The organism is Arthrobacter sp. B6 (genome assembly GCF_001663775.1).
Classification (GTDB): Bacteria; Actinomycetota; Actinomycetes; order Actinomycetales; family Micrococcaceae; genus Arthrobacter.
In genome coordinates this window covers 1044507-1060663 of sequence record NZ_KV467168.1, presented here as the reverse complement: position 1 = coordinate 1060663, position 16157 = coordinate 1044507, and the positions used below count along the sequence as shown (strand labels likewise).

10 protein-coding genes are annotated in these 16157 nt (G+C 64.3%); 6 read left to right on the top strand and 4 right to left on the bottom strand.

Translation table 11 applies throughout. The annotated features are described in order from the left end of the window. Positions 1-215: 215 nt before the first annotated feature. From AU175_RS04530 to AU175_RS04515, 4 genes are all read right to left on the bottom strand, one after another. Positions 216-1664, bottom strand: coding sequence for a dicarboxylate/amino acid:cation symporter (locus AU175_RS04530; RefSeq protein ID WP_066286193.1), 1449 nt, complete (start codon positions 1662-1664; stop codon positions 216-218). A gap of 231 nt (positions 1665-1895) precedes the next feature. Beyond that, on the bottom strand, positions 1896-3581 hold the full coding sequence (locus AU175_RS04525; protein WP_066286192.1) for a DUF885 domain-containing protein: 1686 nt from the start codon (positions 3579-3581) through the stop codon (positions 1896-1898). Positions 3582-3619: 38 nt separating this feature from the next. After that, positions 3620-3871 (bottom strand): acyl-CoA carboxylase subunit epsilon, encoded by a 252-nt coding sequence (locus AU175_RS04520; protein ID WP_066290542.1) that lies wholly within the window; start codon positions 3869-3871, stop codon positions 3620-3622. A gap of 14 nt (positions 3872-3885) precedes the next feature. After that, a complete protein-coding gene (locus AU175_RS04515; RefSeq protein ID WP_066286191.1) occupies positions 3886-5469 on the bottom strand; it encodes an acyl-CoA carboxylase subunit beta in 1584 nt (527 codons plus the stop codon). 205 nt (positions 5470-5674) lie between these two features. On the opposite strand from AU175_RS04515, the gene AU175_RS04510 reads away from it, so the two are divergent. The 6 genes from AU175_RS04510 to AU175_RS22260 all read left to right on the top strand — a co-directional run. Next, complete coding sequence (locus AU175_RS04510; RefSeq protein WP_066286189.1) at positions 5675-6562, top strand: SDR family oxidoreductase; 888 nt, start codon at positions 5675-5677, stop codon at positions 6560-6562. 49 nt (positions 6563-6611) lie between these two features. Next, on the top strand, positions 6612-7532 hold the full coding sequence (locus AU175_RS04505) for a biotin--[acetyl-CoA-carboxylase] ligase (RefSeq protein ID WP_066286188.1): 921 nt from the start codon (positions 6612-6614) through the stop codon (positions 7530-7532). After that, positions 7525-8124, top strand: a complete 600-nt coding sequence (locus AU175_RS04500; protein WP_066286186.1) for a PH domain-containing protein — start codon at positions 7525-7527, stop codon at positions 8122-8124. Before AU175_RS04505 ends, AU175_RS04500 begins: the two co-directional genes overlap by 8 nt. Continuing rightward, entirely contained in the window at positions 8114-9229 is a 1116-nt protein-coding gene (locus AU175_RS04495) for an adenylate/guanylate cyclase domain-containing protein (protein ID WP_156642179.1), read from the top strand. Before AU175_RS04500 ends, AU175_RS04495 begins: the two co-directional genes overlap by 11 nt. A 121-nt stretch (positions 9230-9350) precedes the next feature. After that, positions 9351-15512, top strand: coding sequence for an Ig-like domain-containing protein (locus AU175_RS04490; protein ID WP_231938457.1), 6162 nt, complete (start codon positions 9351-9353; stop codon positions 15510-15512). 162 nt (positions 15513-15674) lie between these two features. After that, a partial coding sequence (locus tag AU175_RS22260) for a hypothetical protein (protein ID WP_231938456.1) occupies positions 15675-16157 on the top strand: 483 nt, incomplete at its 3' end.

Genomic DNA, 16157 nt, shown 5'->3' with positions numbered 1-16157 from the left:
GACAAGGCCATATCCGTGGGCAGACTCACCCAGGCAGAGGCCGATGCCGTGACCAAGGCTATGGAGAATTGCGTGACCGGGGGAGGCTGCCGCTAGGACTTGCCCGCCGCCACTATGGCGCGAACGTACAGTTGAGGCCCCGAATCCGAGCGGATCCAGGGCCTCAACTGTACGTTCGCGCATCCCGGCCTGTTCAGCCTTTGGCGGGTGTGTCCCTACGCCTTGGCGTCGGCGAGTTCCCGTCCCTTAGGACCGGAAGAAGCTCCGGTGTCGGCTGCGGACGGATCTGCGGCAGGCTCGGCGTCGTCATCCACAAACGGTGTCCCGTTGCGAGGTGCGTTGTAGAGCGCTTCGTCCAGGATGCCCTGGCGTTTGGCCACGATGGTCGGGACGAGAGCCTGGCCTGCAACGTTGACCGCCGTGCGGCCCATGTCCAGGATCGGGTCGATGGCCAGGAGAAGTCCGACGCCGGCCAGCGGCAGCCCCAGCGTGGAGAGCGTCAGGGTGAGCATCACCACGGCGCCGGTAGTGCCGGCCGTCGCGGCTGAACCCAGCACGGAGACGAGGGCGATCAGCAGGTACTGGCTGAAGTCCAGCTGGACGCCGAAGAACTGGGCAACGAAGATAGCGGAGATGGCCGGGTAGATGGCGGCGCAGCCGTCCATCTTCGTGGTGGCGCCCAAGGGCACGGCGAAGGAAGCATACGCCCGGGGCACGCCCAGGCTGCGCTCCGTGACGCGCTGCGTCAGCGGCAGCGTGCCGACCGAGGAGCGGGAGACGAAGGCCAACTGCACGGCAGGCCACACCCCGGAGAAGTACTGCTTGACGGAGAGGCCGTGTGTGCGGACCAGTGCCGGGTAGACCACAAACAGTACGAGGGCCAGGCCAACGTAGATGGCAAACGTGAACTTGCCGAGTGAGCCGATGGTGTCCCACCCGTACACAGCAGTTGCGTTGCCGATCAGGCCTACGGTGCCCAGTGGCGCGATGCGGATGATCCACCAAAGCACCTTCTGGATGACGGCCAGGGCCGAGGCGTTGAGGTTCAGGAACGGCTCGGCGGCCTTGCCGACCTTCAGGGCAGCAACGCCGACGGCGATGGCGATCACCAGGATTTGCAGCACGTTAAAGCTGACGGCGGTGGTGACAGCGCCTGACTCGGCCACGGTGGAGCTGGCACCAAGTCCCAGGAAGTTCTTGGGGAAGAGGCCCACCAGGAACGACCACCAGTCGCCGGACTTGCCGCTGTACTCGGCTTCCCCCGTGATCCCGGTATTGGCACCCGGCTGCAGCACGACGCCGAGTCCGATGCCGATCAGCACCGCGATCAGTGAGGTGATGGCGAACCACAGCAGGGTGTTCCACGCCAGCTTGGCCGCGTTGGAGACCTGGCGGAGATTGGAGATCGAGCTGACCACAGCGGTGAAGATCAGCGGCACCACCGCGGTCTGCAACAGGGACACGTAGCTGGAGCCGATGGTCTGCAGCGTGGCGCCCAAACCGTTCGGGCTGGCCTTGGTGCTGCCGGTGTACTTGGCCAGGAGGCCCAGGCCCAAGCCCACGATGAGGGCGGCGATGATCTGGAAGCCGAACGAGCCAGCCCACTTGGGCAGCTGGAAGCCGGTGTTTCCTGCGGATTCGGGGGTGCGGGTTTGAGTGCTCACTCGAACACGCTAGGCCGGTTCCGCATATCACGACGAACAGATGTTGAGAAATATTACGCGGCGGAATCACTCCCGACAGTAGGCGATCCCCGCCATTCCGGCGTCACACCAAGCAATTATGAAGTTATTCCCACTCCAGCTGTGGCAAACATCTCGCCCCCTCCGAGGAGTTTTTGTCCACTTAGAGCGAGTTTGGCGGCCGCCAAGTCGCTCTAAGTGGACAAAAACTCTTTAGGTGAGGAGCGCCCGGCGGAGGGTGTCCAGGCCGACGGAACCTACGTCGAGTGCCCGGGTGTGGAATTCCTTAAGGTCAAACCCTGGCCGGGCTTCGAGTTCGGCGCGGATCTGCTCCCAGAGCCGCTGGCCCACCTTGTAGGACGGCGCCTGGCCGGGCCAGCCCAGGTAGCGCGTAAATTCGAAGTTGAGCTGACCTTCACTGATGGGCAGGTTCGCCTTCAAAAAGTCATAGCCCTTCTCCGGTGTCCAGGTTCCCGTGCCCCATCGTTCCGGGACAGCGAGTTCCAGGTGGACGCCGATGTCGAAGACCACCCGGGCGGCGCGCATCCGCTGCATGTCCAGCATGCCCATGTAGTCACCCGGATCGGAGAGGTAGCCGAGTTCCTGCATGAGCTTCTCCGCATACAGCGCCCAGCCTTCCCCGTGGCCGGAGGTCCAGCAGACGTTGCGGCGCCAGTTGTTCAGGAGTTCCTTGCGGTAGGTGGCCGTGGCAACCTGCAGGTGGTGGCCGGGGACGCCTTCGTGGAAGACGGTGGTGGTTTCGGCCCAGGTGGTGAAGGTGTCTTCCCCTGCCGGGACGGACCACCACATCCGGCCGGGGCGGCTGAAGTCGTCGGAGGGCCCGGTGTAGTAGATGCCGCCTTCGTCGGTGGGTGCGATGAGGCACTCGAGCTTTTTCATTACGTCCGGGATGTCGAAGTGCACGCCGGCAAGGTCGGCGACGGCTTTGTCCGAGAGTTCCTGCATCCAGGCTTTGAGGGCATCGGTGCCTTTGATCTGGCGCGCGGGGTCGTTGTTGAGGATTTCCTTGGCTTCGGCGATGCCGGCGCCGGCCTTGATGGTTTCAGCCACCTGCTCCTGCTCGGCAATCAGGCGGTCCAGTTCCTGGACGCCCCAGTGGTACGTCTCTTCAAGGTCAACCGTGGCACCCAGGAACGAGCGCGAGGCGAGGGCGTAGCGCTCCCTCCCGATGGCGTCCCTGTCCGGCGCGGCGGGCAGCAGTTCTGTGCGGAGGAAGTCGGCGAGGCGTGTGTAAGCACCGCGGGCGGCGGCAGCACCGGCGTCGAGCTTTTCCTGCACTTTCCCGTCCAGCGGACCGTCGGCTGTCTTGGCGCCCGCGGCGAGTTTGGCGAAGAACCCGTCGCCGGCCGCGTACTTGGTGGCCTGCTCGATCACGATCTTCACCTGGCGGCCTGCCGAAACCCTCCCCGCGTCACGGGCCTTGCGGAGGGATGCGATGTAGCCGTCGATGGCACCGGGTACGTTCAGGGCCCTGCCGGCGATGTGCTCCCAGTCCTGCCCTGTTGCGGTGGGCATGAGGTCGAAGATGGCGCGGATGTCCTGGGCCGGGGAGGCGATGTTGTTCAGTTCCGCTTCGTCCCAGCCTGACTCATGGATTTCCAGCTGCAGCCCCAGCCGCTCGCGCATGGCGTCCAGCGTGACCGCGTCGACGTCGTCCTCGGCCTCCAGGCCGGCCAGGGCGGCAAGCGTCTTCCTCGCTTCGGCGGCGAACTCGGCGATGCCCGCGGGGGAGAAGTCCTGGTATTCCGTCTCGTGTCCAGGCAGGCCCAGCGTGGTGGCGAAGGACGGATTCAGCCGAATGAGTGTGTCCGTGTAGTCATCCGCCGCAGCGTCGATGGCAGTGCGCGTACGGGCAGGGGGTGCAGTTTCGATAGTCACCCCACGAGACTAGCCGTGCCCTTGGCGAATAGGGAATGTCAGCCGCGGCTGCGCTTCCACGCTCCCGGGCCGGGAGTAGGTGCCAGCCGCAGTTGCTGCCTGCGCACCCAGTGCCGGGCAGTGGGCTTCCGGACGCCGGCCGTCTCCGGGCCTCCCAGGGAAAGCACGACGGCGGTCAGCGCGGCCAGCTCCTCCGCCGACGGTTGGCCTTTCACCACCGACAGCAGGGGCTGGGCGGGCTCGGCCTGAGCTTGCGAAGGCTGGGAGCCGGTGGGGCCTTGCGAGGCCAGGGGGCGGTTGGGGATCACAGGGGGATGTTCCCGTGCTTCTTGGTGGGCAGGGCGGCGCGCTTGTCCCGCAGGGCACGCAACCCCCTGATGATCTGCGGCCGGGTTTCGGACGGCGCGATGACTGCGTCCACATAGCCAAGTTGCGCTGCCTGGTAAGGGTTGAGAAGCTCTTCCTCATACTGCCGGATGACCTCAGCGCGCCGGGCCTCCACATCACCGCCCGCCTCTGAGACGGAAGCAAGGTCACGGCGGTAAAGGATGTTGACGGCGCCTTGGGCGCCCATGACACCGATCTGGGCCGTCGGCCATGCCAGGTTCAGGTCCGCCCCGAGCTTCTTGGAACCCATCACGATATAGGCGCCGCCGTAGGCCTTGCGCGTGATCACGGTCAGCTTCGGAACAGTGGCCTCAGCGTAGGCGTACAGGAGCTTGGCGCCGCGGCGGATGATGCCCTGGAATTCCTGGTCCTTCCCGGGCAGGAACCCCGGAACGTCAACCAGCGTGATGATGGGGATGTTGAAGGCGTCGCAGTGGCGGACAAAGCGTGCAGCCTTCTCCGACGCCGCGATGTCGAGTGTGCCGGCAAACTGCAGCGGCTGGTTGGCCACAATCCCCACGGTGTGGCCTTCCACCCGGCCGTAGCCGATCATCACGTTGGGTGCGTACAGCGCCTGCATCTCGAGGAAGTGTGCGTCGTCAACGATCTGCTCGATCACGGTGCGCATGTCGTAGGGCTGGTTCGCTGAATCGGGGATCAGCACGTCCAGGGCGAGGTCGTCGTCGTCGACGTCCAGCTCCTGCTGGTGTTCCAGCACCGGGGCCTCGGACAGGTTGTTCGATGGCAGGAAATCCAGGAGTTCGCGGACGAACTCAATGGCATCGGCTTCATCGGAGGCCAAATAGGTGGACGTGCCTGTGGTGGCGTTATGCTGGCGGGCGCCGCCCAGCGTTTCCATGTCCACGTCCTCGCCGGTGACTGTCTTGATGACGTCGGGGCCGGTGATGAACATGTGGGAGGTCTTGTCCACCATGACTACGTAGTCGGTGAGGGCGGGGGAATAGGCCGCGCCGCCGGCGGACGGCCCCATGATGAGGGAGATCTGTGGGACCACGCCGGAGGCGTGGACGTTGTTGCGGAAGATGTCCGCGAACATGGCCAGCGAAGCGACGCCTTCCTGGATGCGGGCGCCGCCGCCGTCGAGAATTCCCACCACGGGGCAACCGTTGCGCAGCGCGAATTCCTGGACCTTGACAATCTTTTCGCCGTTGACCTGGCTCAGCGAGCCGCCGTAGACGGAGAAGTCCTGGCTATAGACGGCCACCGGGCGGCCGTCCACGGTGCCGTAGCCGGAGACCAAGCCGTCACCGAGGGGCTTCTTCTTGTCCATGCCAAAGGCGGTCGAGCGGTGCACGGCCAGCGCGTCGAACTCAACGAATGATCCCTCGTCGACGAGCAGGTCGATCCGTTCGCGGGCGGTGTTCTTGCCGCGGGCATGCTGCTTTTCGATGGCTTCGGGGCCGGAGGGCTGTTCTGCACGGGCCTGGCGGTCGCGGAAATCGGCGATCTTTCCCGCTGTCGTTGTCAGATCGTGGCTCATGAAGTGTCTCCGGCTCTGTAGCTGATGGTGGCTGGTCCCGCGCGCGGTGGCGTTTAAGTAGCTTCCGCACAATCACAGGACCCTGCTGGCTAGTCTAGTGACGCCTTTCGCCGGGACCGCTGTAGAAAACCTACAATTTTCTGCGGTCGAGTAACCCCTACCGCAATGTTACTCATCAGTAACTTACTTGGGTTACAGTGGAGCCATGACTTCGAGCAATGATGCTTCGGGTGCCGCCGCAGCGCCGTATCAGGCCGCCGGTTCCCTGCAGGGCCGCACCCTGCTGATCTCCGGCGGAAGCCGCGGGATCGGGTTGGCCATCGCCATCCGCGCCGCTCGGGACGGCGCCAACATTGTCCTCATGGCCAAGACCGGCCAGCCCCACGCGAAGCTGGCCGGGACGGTTTATACCGCCGCGGAACAGATCGAGGCGGCGGGCGGCCAGGCGCTGCCCTTGGTGGGCGACGTCAGGAACGACGACGACGTTGCCGGCGCCATAGCTGCTGCGGTGGAACGGTTCGGCGGCATCGACGCCGTTATCAACAACGCCTCAGCCATCGACCTGTCCCGGACCGACGATGTGGACATGAGGCGCTATGACCTCATGCAGGACATCAACGTCAGGGGCACCTTCCTGCTGTCCAAGCTGGCGCTGCCGGCCCTGCGGAAGTCCGACGCCGGGCATATCCTGACGCTGTCACCGCCCCTGAACCTGGACCCCAAGTGGGCAGGGAAACACCTGGCCTACACCATGGCAAAGTACGGCATGAGCCTGACCACCCTTGGGCTGGCGGAGGAACTCAAGGCGGACGGCATCAGCGTCAACTCGCTCTGGCCGTGCACGCTCATTGACACCGCTGCCATCCGCAACATGCCCGGCGGATCCACCATGGTCCAGGCCGCCCGCGGCCCCGCGATCATGGCCGATGCCGCGCACGCCGTCCTGACAGGCGGCAACCTCGCTGCCGGGGGACCGTCCACCGGTAACTTCTATACGGACGAGCAGGTGCTTGCGGCGGCGGGGGTTGCCGACTTCCGCCCGTACAGCCTGGGGGCGGCCGAGGACGAGCTGGTTCCTGACATCTTCCTCTGAACCTGCGTTCCCGGCCGCCCGGGGGCGGGCAAGTCGATAGGATTCAACCATGGATGACGCACACGCCCCGGGCACACCGTTAAACCGCGGAGCCCTGGCCGACCAGGATTTCCTGTCCGCCACGGGCATCGCCAGGCTTGAGGTGGTGGACTCCACCGGTTCCACCAACGCCGACCTCCTGCACTCAGTCACCATGGAGCCAAAGTCCTGGCCGGACCTTTCCGTCCTGACTGCCGAATACCAGACAGCAGCCAGGGGCCGCCTTGACCGGAAGTGGGAAGCCCCTCCCTTAAGTGCCGTGTCGGTCTCGATCGTGCTGCGGCCCGCCAACGCCGAGGGGCGCCCCCTTCCGACGCAGACCTATTCCTGGCTGTCCCTGCTGGCTGCCGTCGCGCTGCGGGAGACCCTGCTGGAGACCGCGGGTATCCCTGCCGAGCTCAAGTGGCCCAACGACGTCCTGGTCCGCGGTCGGAAAATCGCCGGCATCCTCGCGCAGCTTGGTCCCATGGGGGATGGCTCCGTGCCGCCGGTAATCCTGGGCACCGGGCTGAACGTCAACCTCAGTTCCGCTGAGCTTCCCGTTCCCACAGCCACCTCCGTGGCGCTGGAACAGCCCCGGACTGTTGACCGGACCCTCCTGCTCAAGAGCTATCTGTCCAACTTCGCAGTGCTCTACCGCAGTTTCTGCAATGCCGACGGCGATCCCGCCGCCGGGATGGCCGGCGGTCCGTCACTGCACAAGCGTGTGGAAGCTGTCATGGTGACCCTCGGCAAGCAGGTGAAAGCCCACTTGCCGGGTGACCACGAAATCATCGGTCGTGCCACGCGGCTGGACGACTACGGCTCCCTGCTGGTTGTGGACGGATCAGCGCACGAACACGTAGTGACCGCCGGCGACGTTGTCCATCTCCGTCCCTGGACCCCGCCGGGCCAGGCCTCGGAGCAGGGGACTGAAAGCGGATATGCGTAGAGACCTCGTGCCGGGCGAGCAAGTGATAGTCACCACGCGCCCGCAGCCGAGGAAGCTGACCGCTCCCGCCGCAGCTTTTATCGCCGCTCCCGCGGCAGCCGCGTTCGCCAGCGCCTGGATCAGCCGGGGCGAAGCGGAACGGCTGGTCCCAGCACTTACTTCGGAATGGTCCCCCTGGCTGGTCACGGGATGCATCCTTGGCGTCGCATGGATATGGTTGGCATACTGCCTCCCTCGCCTGCTGAAATGGCAGGGTACCCGCTACACTCTGACCAGCCGCAGGATAGTTGCCAGATACGGCATGCTGAAACGGCGGGACCAGCAGGTGAACCTGGCGGCCGTCCGCAATCTGTTGCTCACCCAGTCCATGGGCCAGCGCATATTGCGATCGGGGAATATATCCTTGGAAACCGGGTATCAGGGGGCTGTCACGTTTGTTGATGTGCCGGAAGCCGTTCGCTTCCGGGACTTCATCCTGGACGCCATCGACGAACTGCCGGGCGATGTGGCATACGGGGCAGGAGATGTTGGGGACCATTCACAGGGCACGCTGCCATGGGAGTTGAGAGAAGGTGGAACAGATGAACGATGACGAGCAGCACGGGCAACCGGCCCCGGCGGAGCCCGGCACCGTCCACCCTCCCACCGGAACGCTTTCCGCTGAGCGGCTGGCCGCGAAAGCACTCGAAGCCCGGCTCCTGGGCGGCGAACGGAAACTCAGGCGCCGCGAGATCGCAGCGGGCGCCGGACTGTCCCTTCTCTCGGCGCGCAAGCTGTGGCGTGCCCTCGGATTCCCGAATTTCGGCGACGAGGACGTTGCCTTCACTGAACGCGACCAGGCCGCCCTGTCCACGGTGGTGGACCTTGTCCGCACCGGCAAGCTGACCGAGGAAGCCGCGATCTCCGTGACCCGTGCCATCGGACAGATGACCGACCGGATGGTTGTCTGGCAAATAGAGGCCCTGGTTGAGGACATGGTCCACGAGCAGGGCGTCACGGACGCGGTCGCGCGCAAAAGACTGGTGAATGAACTCCCGGCCCTGGTGGACGCCCTTGAAGAGATGCTGGTTTACAGTTGGCGGCGGCAGCTCAACGCCGGTGTCCAGCGGCTGGCCGTGCGGGCGGAAGCGGGGCTCCAAGCCAGCGAAGAGGGCCGCGAAGGCGACGAGGATGACGCGCCGCTGCCGTTGGCGCGCGCCGTCGGATTTGCTGACCTGGTGTCTTACACAAGCCTGTCACGGCGGATGAATGAGAAGACCCTCGCCCGGCTGGTCCAGCGCTTCGAGAACAAATGCGCCGAGATCATCTCCGTAGGTGGTGGCCGCCTGGTCAAAACTGTCGGCGACGAAGTCCTCTATATTGCAGAGACTCCGGCGGCCGGAGCCGAAATCTCACTTGCCCTGGCCCAGGCTTTCACCGAAGACGAGATCCTGCCCGAAGCCCGCGTGGCGATGGTTTGGGGCCGGATCCTGTCCCGGCTCGGCGACATTTATGGCCCCACGGTGAACCTTGCCGCACGGCTCACCACACTGGCGGACCCGGGCACGGTGCTGGTGGATTCCATGACGGCGTCGGCGCTGGACCAGGATGAGCGGTTTATCCTGCTCCCGCAGCCTGCGGAAAATGTCCGTGGCTTCGGGGAAATCCACCCGGTCCGCCTGGCCAGGGGTCTGGGTAAAGGCCTGGTCCTGGACTAGGCGGAGACGCAGCGAAACGACTTTATCCATTTGATGGCGGATCGCGATATAGTCGTGAATGCCCGGCGATAGCTGGCCGGAGACCGGCCCTGCCGGAGTCTTACCTGGGGGAAATACAACCGTGAATCTTGGCAGACTTGCGCGTGCGCAAGGAACACCCACCACCGGAGAGCGCATCCGTTCGCGGCGTCTGTTGTCGGGGACGGCGTTTGGTGCTGCTGTGGTGGTGTTGGTGACGGGTGCTGTGTTGTATCCGGGGTTTAAGACCACTGAGGTGGAGTTGAACGACGGTGGTGTGTGGGTGGTGTCGAAGTCGAAGAATGCTGTGGGGCGGTTGAATTATCCGTCGCGGGTTCTTGATGGTGCGGTGACGCCGGCGAGTACGACGTTTGACGTTTTGCAGCATGCCGGGGATGTGTTTGTGGATGATGAGACGGGTTCGACGTTGAACCAGGTTTCTCCTGCGAATATGCGTTTGGGTGGGGATAAGCAGTTGCCGGGTTCGGCTGATGTGAGTTTTGGTGCCGGGGTGATTTCGGTGACGGATCCGGTGTCGGGCAACGTGTGGGCGGTGTCGCCGTCGACGGTGAATGGCTTTGATGAGGAAGCGTCTGAGCCGGTGCTGGTGGGCTCTGAGGGTTTGGTGTCGGCGGTGGGTGCTGATGACCGGATTTATTCGGCGGACCCGAAGACGGGTGCGGTGTCGGTGACAGCCGTGGATGCGAATGGTGTGGTGGTGTCGTCGGAGTCCGGTGTGTGGGGTGAGCTGAAGGGTTCGGGGGATTTGCAGATCACGGTGGTGGGGGACCGGCCGGTGGTTTTGGATGCTGCGGCGGGGAAGCTGTTTTTGCCGGGCGGGAGGCGGCTGCAGCTGGAGAATGCGCGGGATGCGAAGTTGCAGCAGGGTGGTCCGGGCAGTGATTTTGTGGCGATTTCGACGCAGAAGGTGTTGTTGAAGCAGCCGTTGGATGGTTCCACGGCGAAGACGGTGGGCTTTGATGGTGAGGGTGTGCCGGCGGCGCCGGTGCAGCTGGGCGGGTGTGTGCATGCGGCGTGGTCGGGGGCGAACAAGTATGTCCGTGACTGTGTTAATGATGCTGATGACAGGAACGTTGAGGTGCCCAAGGCGAGTGCGTCGCCGTCGTATGTTTTCCGGGTGAACCGGGCCCTGGTGGTTTTGAATGATGTGAATTCCGGGAATGTGTGGCTGGTGAACCAGAACATGCAGCTCGTGAACAACTGGGACGACGTCATCCCGCCGAAGGAGACATCGGACGACGCCGACAAGGACTCAGCAGACGAGGTCCAGCAGACAGTCCTGCCGGACCGCACCAAGCCCAACAGCGCACCGGTGGCCAATCCGGATTCCTTCGGCGTCCGCGCCGGCAAAACCACCGTCCTCCCAGTGCTGGACAACGACACCGATCCCGACGGCGACATCCTCACCGTCCGTACACCGGATGCCCTGAAATCCGGGTCGGTTTCGCCCATTTACGGTTCCACAGGCTTCCAGGTCACCGTGCCAGCCGACAAGGCCGGCAGCGAAACGTTCAAATACACCGTGGACGATGGCCGCGGACTGTCTGCAACCGCCGACGTCGCCTTGAACATCGTGCCGCCCGGGGAAAACTCAGCGCCGCGGCAGAAGCCGAACCGCAACAGCACGCTTGTGCTGCAGGCCGGCAAAAGCATCACCCAGAACATCCTCACCGACTGGATCGACCCGGACGGCGACGACCTCTTCGCTGTGTCCGCCAGCAGCACCGATCCCCAGGACCAGGTGAGGATCAGGCCCGACGGGCAGCTCACCTTCCAGGACTCCGGCACCGCACCGGGCCGCAAAGTCCTGACCATCACAGTCTCGGACGGCCAAGCAACTGCCGAAGGAAAGATCACCGTCGACGTCCGCCTGCCGGGAGCGCTCCCGCCCATCGCCAACGCCGACCACGTCGTGGCCGTCGCCGGCGCGGACACTGTTATCACGCCGCTGAAGAACGATTCCGACCCGCAGGGCGGAGTGCTGAGGCTTGCCCAGGCGACTGCTGATCCCCAGTCGACGGCCACGCTCAATGCCGACCAACAGACCTTTACCTTCAATTCCAGCTCCCTGGGCGCCCACTACGTTTCCTATCTCGTGACCAACGGCCCTGCCAGTGCCCAGCAGCTGGTGCGCGTTGACATAGTCCCAGGAGACCACGAGGGCGCGCCGGTTGCCGTGCGCGATATTGCCCTGCTGCCCACGGGCGGCGACGTCCTGGTGGACGTCCTGGGCAACGACTCTGATCCTTCAGGCGGGGTCCTGGTAGTGCAGTCCGTGACCGCCGACGCCGATCTGCCGGTCAGTGTGGCCGTGCTGGACCACTCTGTGGTCAGGATCACGGATATTCGGGCCCAGGGCCAGCTGAGCATCAAATACACGGTCTCCAACGGCCGATCCTCCACGACCGGCGAGATTTCCGTCTTGGTGGTCCCCGCGCCCACGAAGCTCGAAGCGCCCCAAGCCAAACCGGACGAAGCCACCGTCCGGACCAACGACGTGGTCAGCATTCCGGTGCTGGCCAACGACACAGACCCCAACGGCCGCAAGCTCACCCTCGTTCCGGAGCTCGCCCAGCAGCCGGACGCTGCCGACGGACGGATCTTCGTTTCCGGGGACTACCTGCGGTTCGTCGCTGGCCCGGAGCCAAAAACCGTGTACGCCATCTACAAGGTCCGGAACGAGTCCGGCCAGGTGGACTCCCAGCAGGTCACCATCCGGATCCAGGCACGTGATGACGAGCGCAACTCCAGGCCGGAACCGCGGAACCTTACCGCCCGGGTTGTAGCCGGAATGGTGGTGAAGATCCCCGTGCCCCTGGACGGCATCGACACCAACGGCGATTCCGTCCAGCTTCTTGGCATCGACAAGGCGCCCGGCATGGGCACTGCGGTGGTCAAAGACGGATACCTTGAGTTCACTGCCGCCGGCAACGCAGCGGGAACAGACACGTTCACGTACCGCGTCCGTGACCGGATCGGGGCGGAGAACACCGGAACGGTCATTGTGGGCATTGCCCGGCCTGAACCCAATAACCAGAAGCCCATTGCCATTGATGACGCCGTGGACATCAGGCCCGGACGAAATGTGGCTGTCGAGGCACTGTCCAACGACTCCGATCCGGACGGCGACGCGATATTCCTGCTGTCCGGCTCTTTTGAAGCGAAGCCGGACCTCCAGGTTGAGGCCACCAACACCTCCAAGGTCCGCTTCACTGCTCCGGCAACAACCGGCAATGAGAGCATCCGGTACTCGATCCAGGACAATAAGGAAGCCCAGGGCACTGCCGTCATCCGCATCCGGGTCAGCCCGGACGCCCCCCTCCAGCGCCCCATTGCCAAGGACGACAGGGTCACCCTTGCCGAGACACTGGGTAAGACTGCGGTGGACGTTCCGGTCCTGAAAAACGATTCCGACCCGGACGGTGTGGCCGAAGAGCTGAAGATCACCCTGCCCGACGGCAACCCCAACGCCCGCGATGGCGGCTCAGGAAACGTTGTGGTGACGCTCACGCCGCAGGACCAGATTATCCCGTACACGGTCACTGACGCCGACGGACTGGCCTCGACCGCCGTGATGTGGATCCCGGGCCAAGGAGCCCAATACCCCACGCTGGCCCGGACAGACACCGTGGAAGTGATGGCAGGCAAGGAAACTACGCTGGACCTCAACGAGTACGTCCGGGTCCGCGAGGGCAAGCGTCCCCGCATCACCGTGGCGGATTCCGTTAAGGTCCAGGGTGCATCCCCGGAAGGCGTGATCGCCGGTGACGGGACCGCGCTCCGGTACGCCGCCAACGCAGACTACGTGGGTCCCGGTTCGCTGACCTTCGAAGTTACCGACGGCAAGGGGCCTGACGACGCGGAGGGCCTGAAGTCCACCTTGGTCATCATGACCCGCGTTATTCCCGATCCCAATGCGAACCACCCGCCCACCTTCAGCGGGGCATCCCTGGATGTCCCGAAGGCCGAAACTGCGTCCCTGGACCTGCGGCCCCTCGCTGTAGACGTGGATGAGAAGGACAAGGACAACCTGAAGTTTGAGCTCGACGGCGATCTTCCCGCCGGGTTCTCGGCAAACCTGAACGGGACCATCCTGACGGTCACCGCCGAAAATACGGTCCCCGCAGGATTCACGGGGAACATCCCGGTGCGCGTCACCGACGGCCGGTCACCGGCCGTCAGGGCCAGTATCTCTGCACGCCACGTCGCCTCCAACCGGCCTATGCCTGTCGCCAATGACGATGTGGTGGATAAAGCCAACGCAGGCAAGACGGAAACCGTCAATGTCCTGGCCAACGACGTCAACCCGTTCAGCGATACCGCGCTCAAAATCGTGGCAGCCACCGTGGAAACCGGGTCCGCTGCGGGCCAGCCGACTTTCGCAGGAGATTCGGTCACAGTTACACCCGCCTCGGGGTTCAAAGGAGTGATGGTGGTCCGCTACACCGTGGTGGACAAGACCGGCGACGTGTCCCGGCAAACCGCCGGCCGGATCCGGCTCACCGTCCGCGACGCACCCGATGCGCCGTCGGCTCCCTCCGCCACTGACGTCCGGAGCAGGACCGCAGTCCTCAAATGGGCTCCACAGTCGGACAACGGCGCGGCCATCACCGGGTACACCGTGCGGTCAAACAACGGGTTCGAACAAAAGTGCGCCACCACTACCTGCACGCTGTCCGGGCTGACGAATGACGTGAAGTACGTCTTCACTGTTTCCGCAACCAACGAGGTGGGCACTTCCCAGGAATCCGCACAATCCAACGAGATCCGGCCTGATGAGAAGCCCGCCCCGCCAGAGGCGCCGCAAGTCAGGGCCGGGGACAAAAACATGGTCATCAACTGGCCGGCAGCCAAGACCGAGGGCTCCGCTGTCAAGCACTACAACCTTGAGATCTCACCGCCGCCGTCAAACGGCATCGCGGTCAAGAACGAAGTGCCAGGGCTGAATTACACCTGGCCCGGGCTGACGAATGGAGTGAAGTACAAGGTCCGGGCCCAGGCCGTCAATGAACTTGGTCCCTCGGAGTGGGGCACCTACTCGGTTGAGGACAACCCCGCCGGCGTGCCTGCAGCGCCGGCGGCTCCGACATCCGCCGTCGCTTCGTCTGTAGGCACCCAAAACCAGTTGAGGGTGAGCTGGAACGAACCAAACACCAACGGCGACCCCATCAGCAACTACTACGTCACCATGAGCGGGGGAGGGCGGGCCGCCCAGACACAGACGGTTGCCGGTACCGTCCGGACGGCGACGTTCACGGCCGACAATTCCGAAACGGCCTATAGCTTCACGATCCAGGCCGAAAACAAGGCCGGAAAGGGCGCCGTCAGCCAGCCCTCGGCACCCCGCCGTGCCACGGGCAAACTCAGCACGGTCTCGGGTGTCAGCGCCACGCCGGCCAATACCGATGGAGCCGGACGGCAGCTCACCATCAACTTCAAGGAACTGACGGCGGCCGAACGCAACGGCTCTGCCAGGGAAGAAGTCAGCTACAGCTACAACGCCAGCAACGGCACCAGTGGACCGATAACCCCGGGGCAAACGGTGGGCGGCTTTGCCAATGGCGCGGCCGTTAATATCACCGTCGTGGCGAATTCGAGTGTCGCACCCAGTTCCGATGCCAGCGCCCGTGCCACGGCCACTCCGTACGGGTCGCCGGGAACCCCGTCAGCCAGCGGCAGGAACGGTGCCCTGAACGACCAGACCGTCACCCTGAGCTGGTCCTCCCCGTCCACGTCGACCCATGACGTTGCGGTGACGAAAATCCGGATCAGCCCCGGCGGCTGGGAAACCGTTGGCCCCTCCGGCAGCCGCATCATCAACACCGGAGGTTGGGAACAGACCCGGACCATCACGGTCCAGACCTTCAACTCACTGGGAACGGCCAGTGCCGAGGTCAGCGCCAGTGCCACCTCCGGCAGGCAGGGCCAATGGGAAACCCGCTTGACCCCGGGAACCGGCCTGGTCCGGTCCTGTACGTACACTCTGGGTGGGGCCAACTACAGGCCCGCGCCGTACTACGACTGCGACGGCGTCAACGCCCACCGGGAACCGTGGCTCTACGTCGCCGACGCCGACAGGCTTGTTGTCCGCTGCTACATCATCCAGAGCGACCACTGGACGCCGGATCCAATCCGAAGCTGGTACAGGATCGAAGCGGGCTCAACCCGGAATGTGGGCCGTTACGTGGTGGCGGGATCCACCACCCTGGGGGAGCCCGGAAACTCGGGAGTACCGCCGTGCTGACCGGGATGACGGAAGGTCGCGCACGCCAGTTTGAAGGGGAGGTCTCCCCATCGCGACGTTCGCGCGGGTTGGGTAGGCTGACGCGGGGAACAGAGAGCCCGGTACCGGGTCTTTGGACAGGCCGGCCTGGGGGCCGGCACAAATTGAGGGAAAAGTAACGCTGTGACAACTCTGCTGGGGAAGCTTGGGCTGAAAAGGCGCCACAACAAACTCACGAAGCGCAACAAACGTCTGTTGTCGGGGACGGCGTTTGGTGCTGCTGTGGTGGTGTTGGTGACGGGTGCTGTGTTGTATCCGGGGTTTAAGACCACTGAGGTGGAGTTGAACGACGGTGGTGTGTGGGTGGTGTCGAAGTCGAAGAATGCTGTGGGGCGGTTGAATTATCCGTCGCGGGTTCTTGATGGTGCGGTGACGCCGGCGAGTACGACGTTTGACGTTTTGCAGCATGCCGGGGATGTGTTTGTGGATGATGAGACGGGTTCGACGTTGAACCAGGTTTCTCCTGCGAATATGCGTCTGGGTGGGGATAAGCAGTTGCCGGGTTCGGCTGATGTGAGTTTTGGTGCCGGGGTGATTTCGGTGACGGATCCGGTGTCGGGCAAGGTGTGGGCGGTGTCGCCGTCGACGGTGAATGGCGCAGGTCCT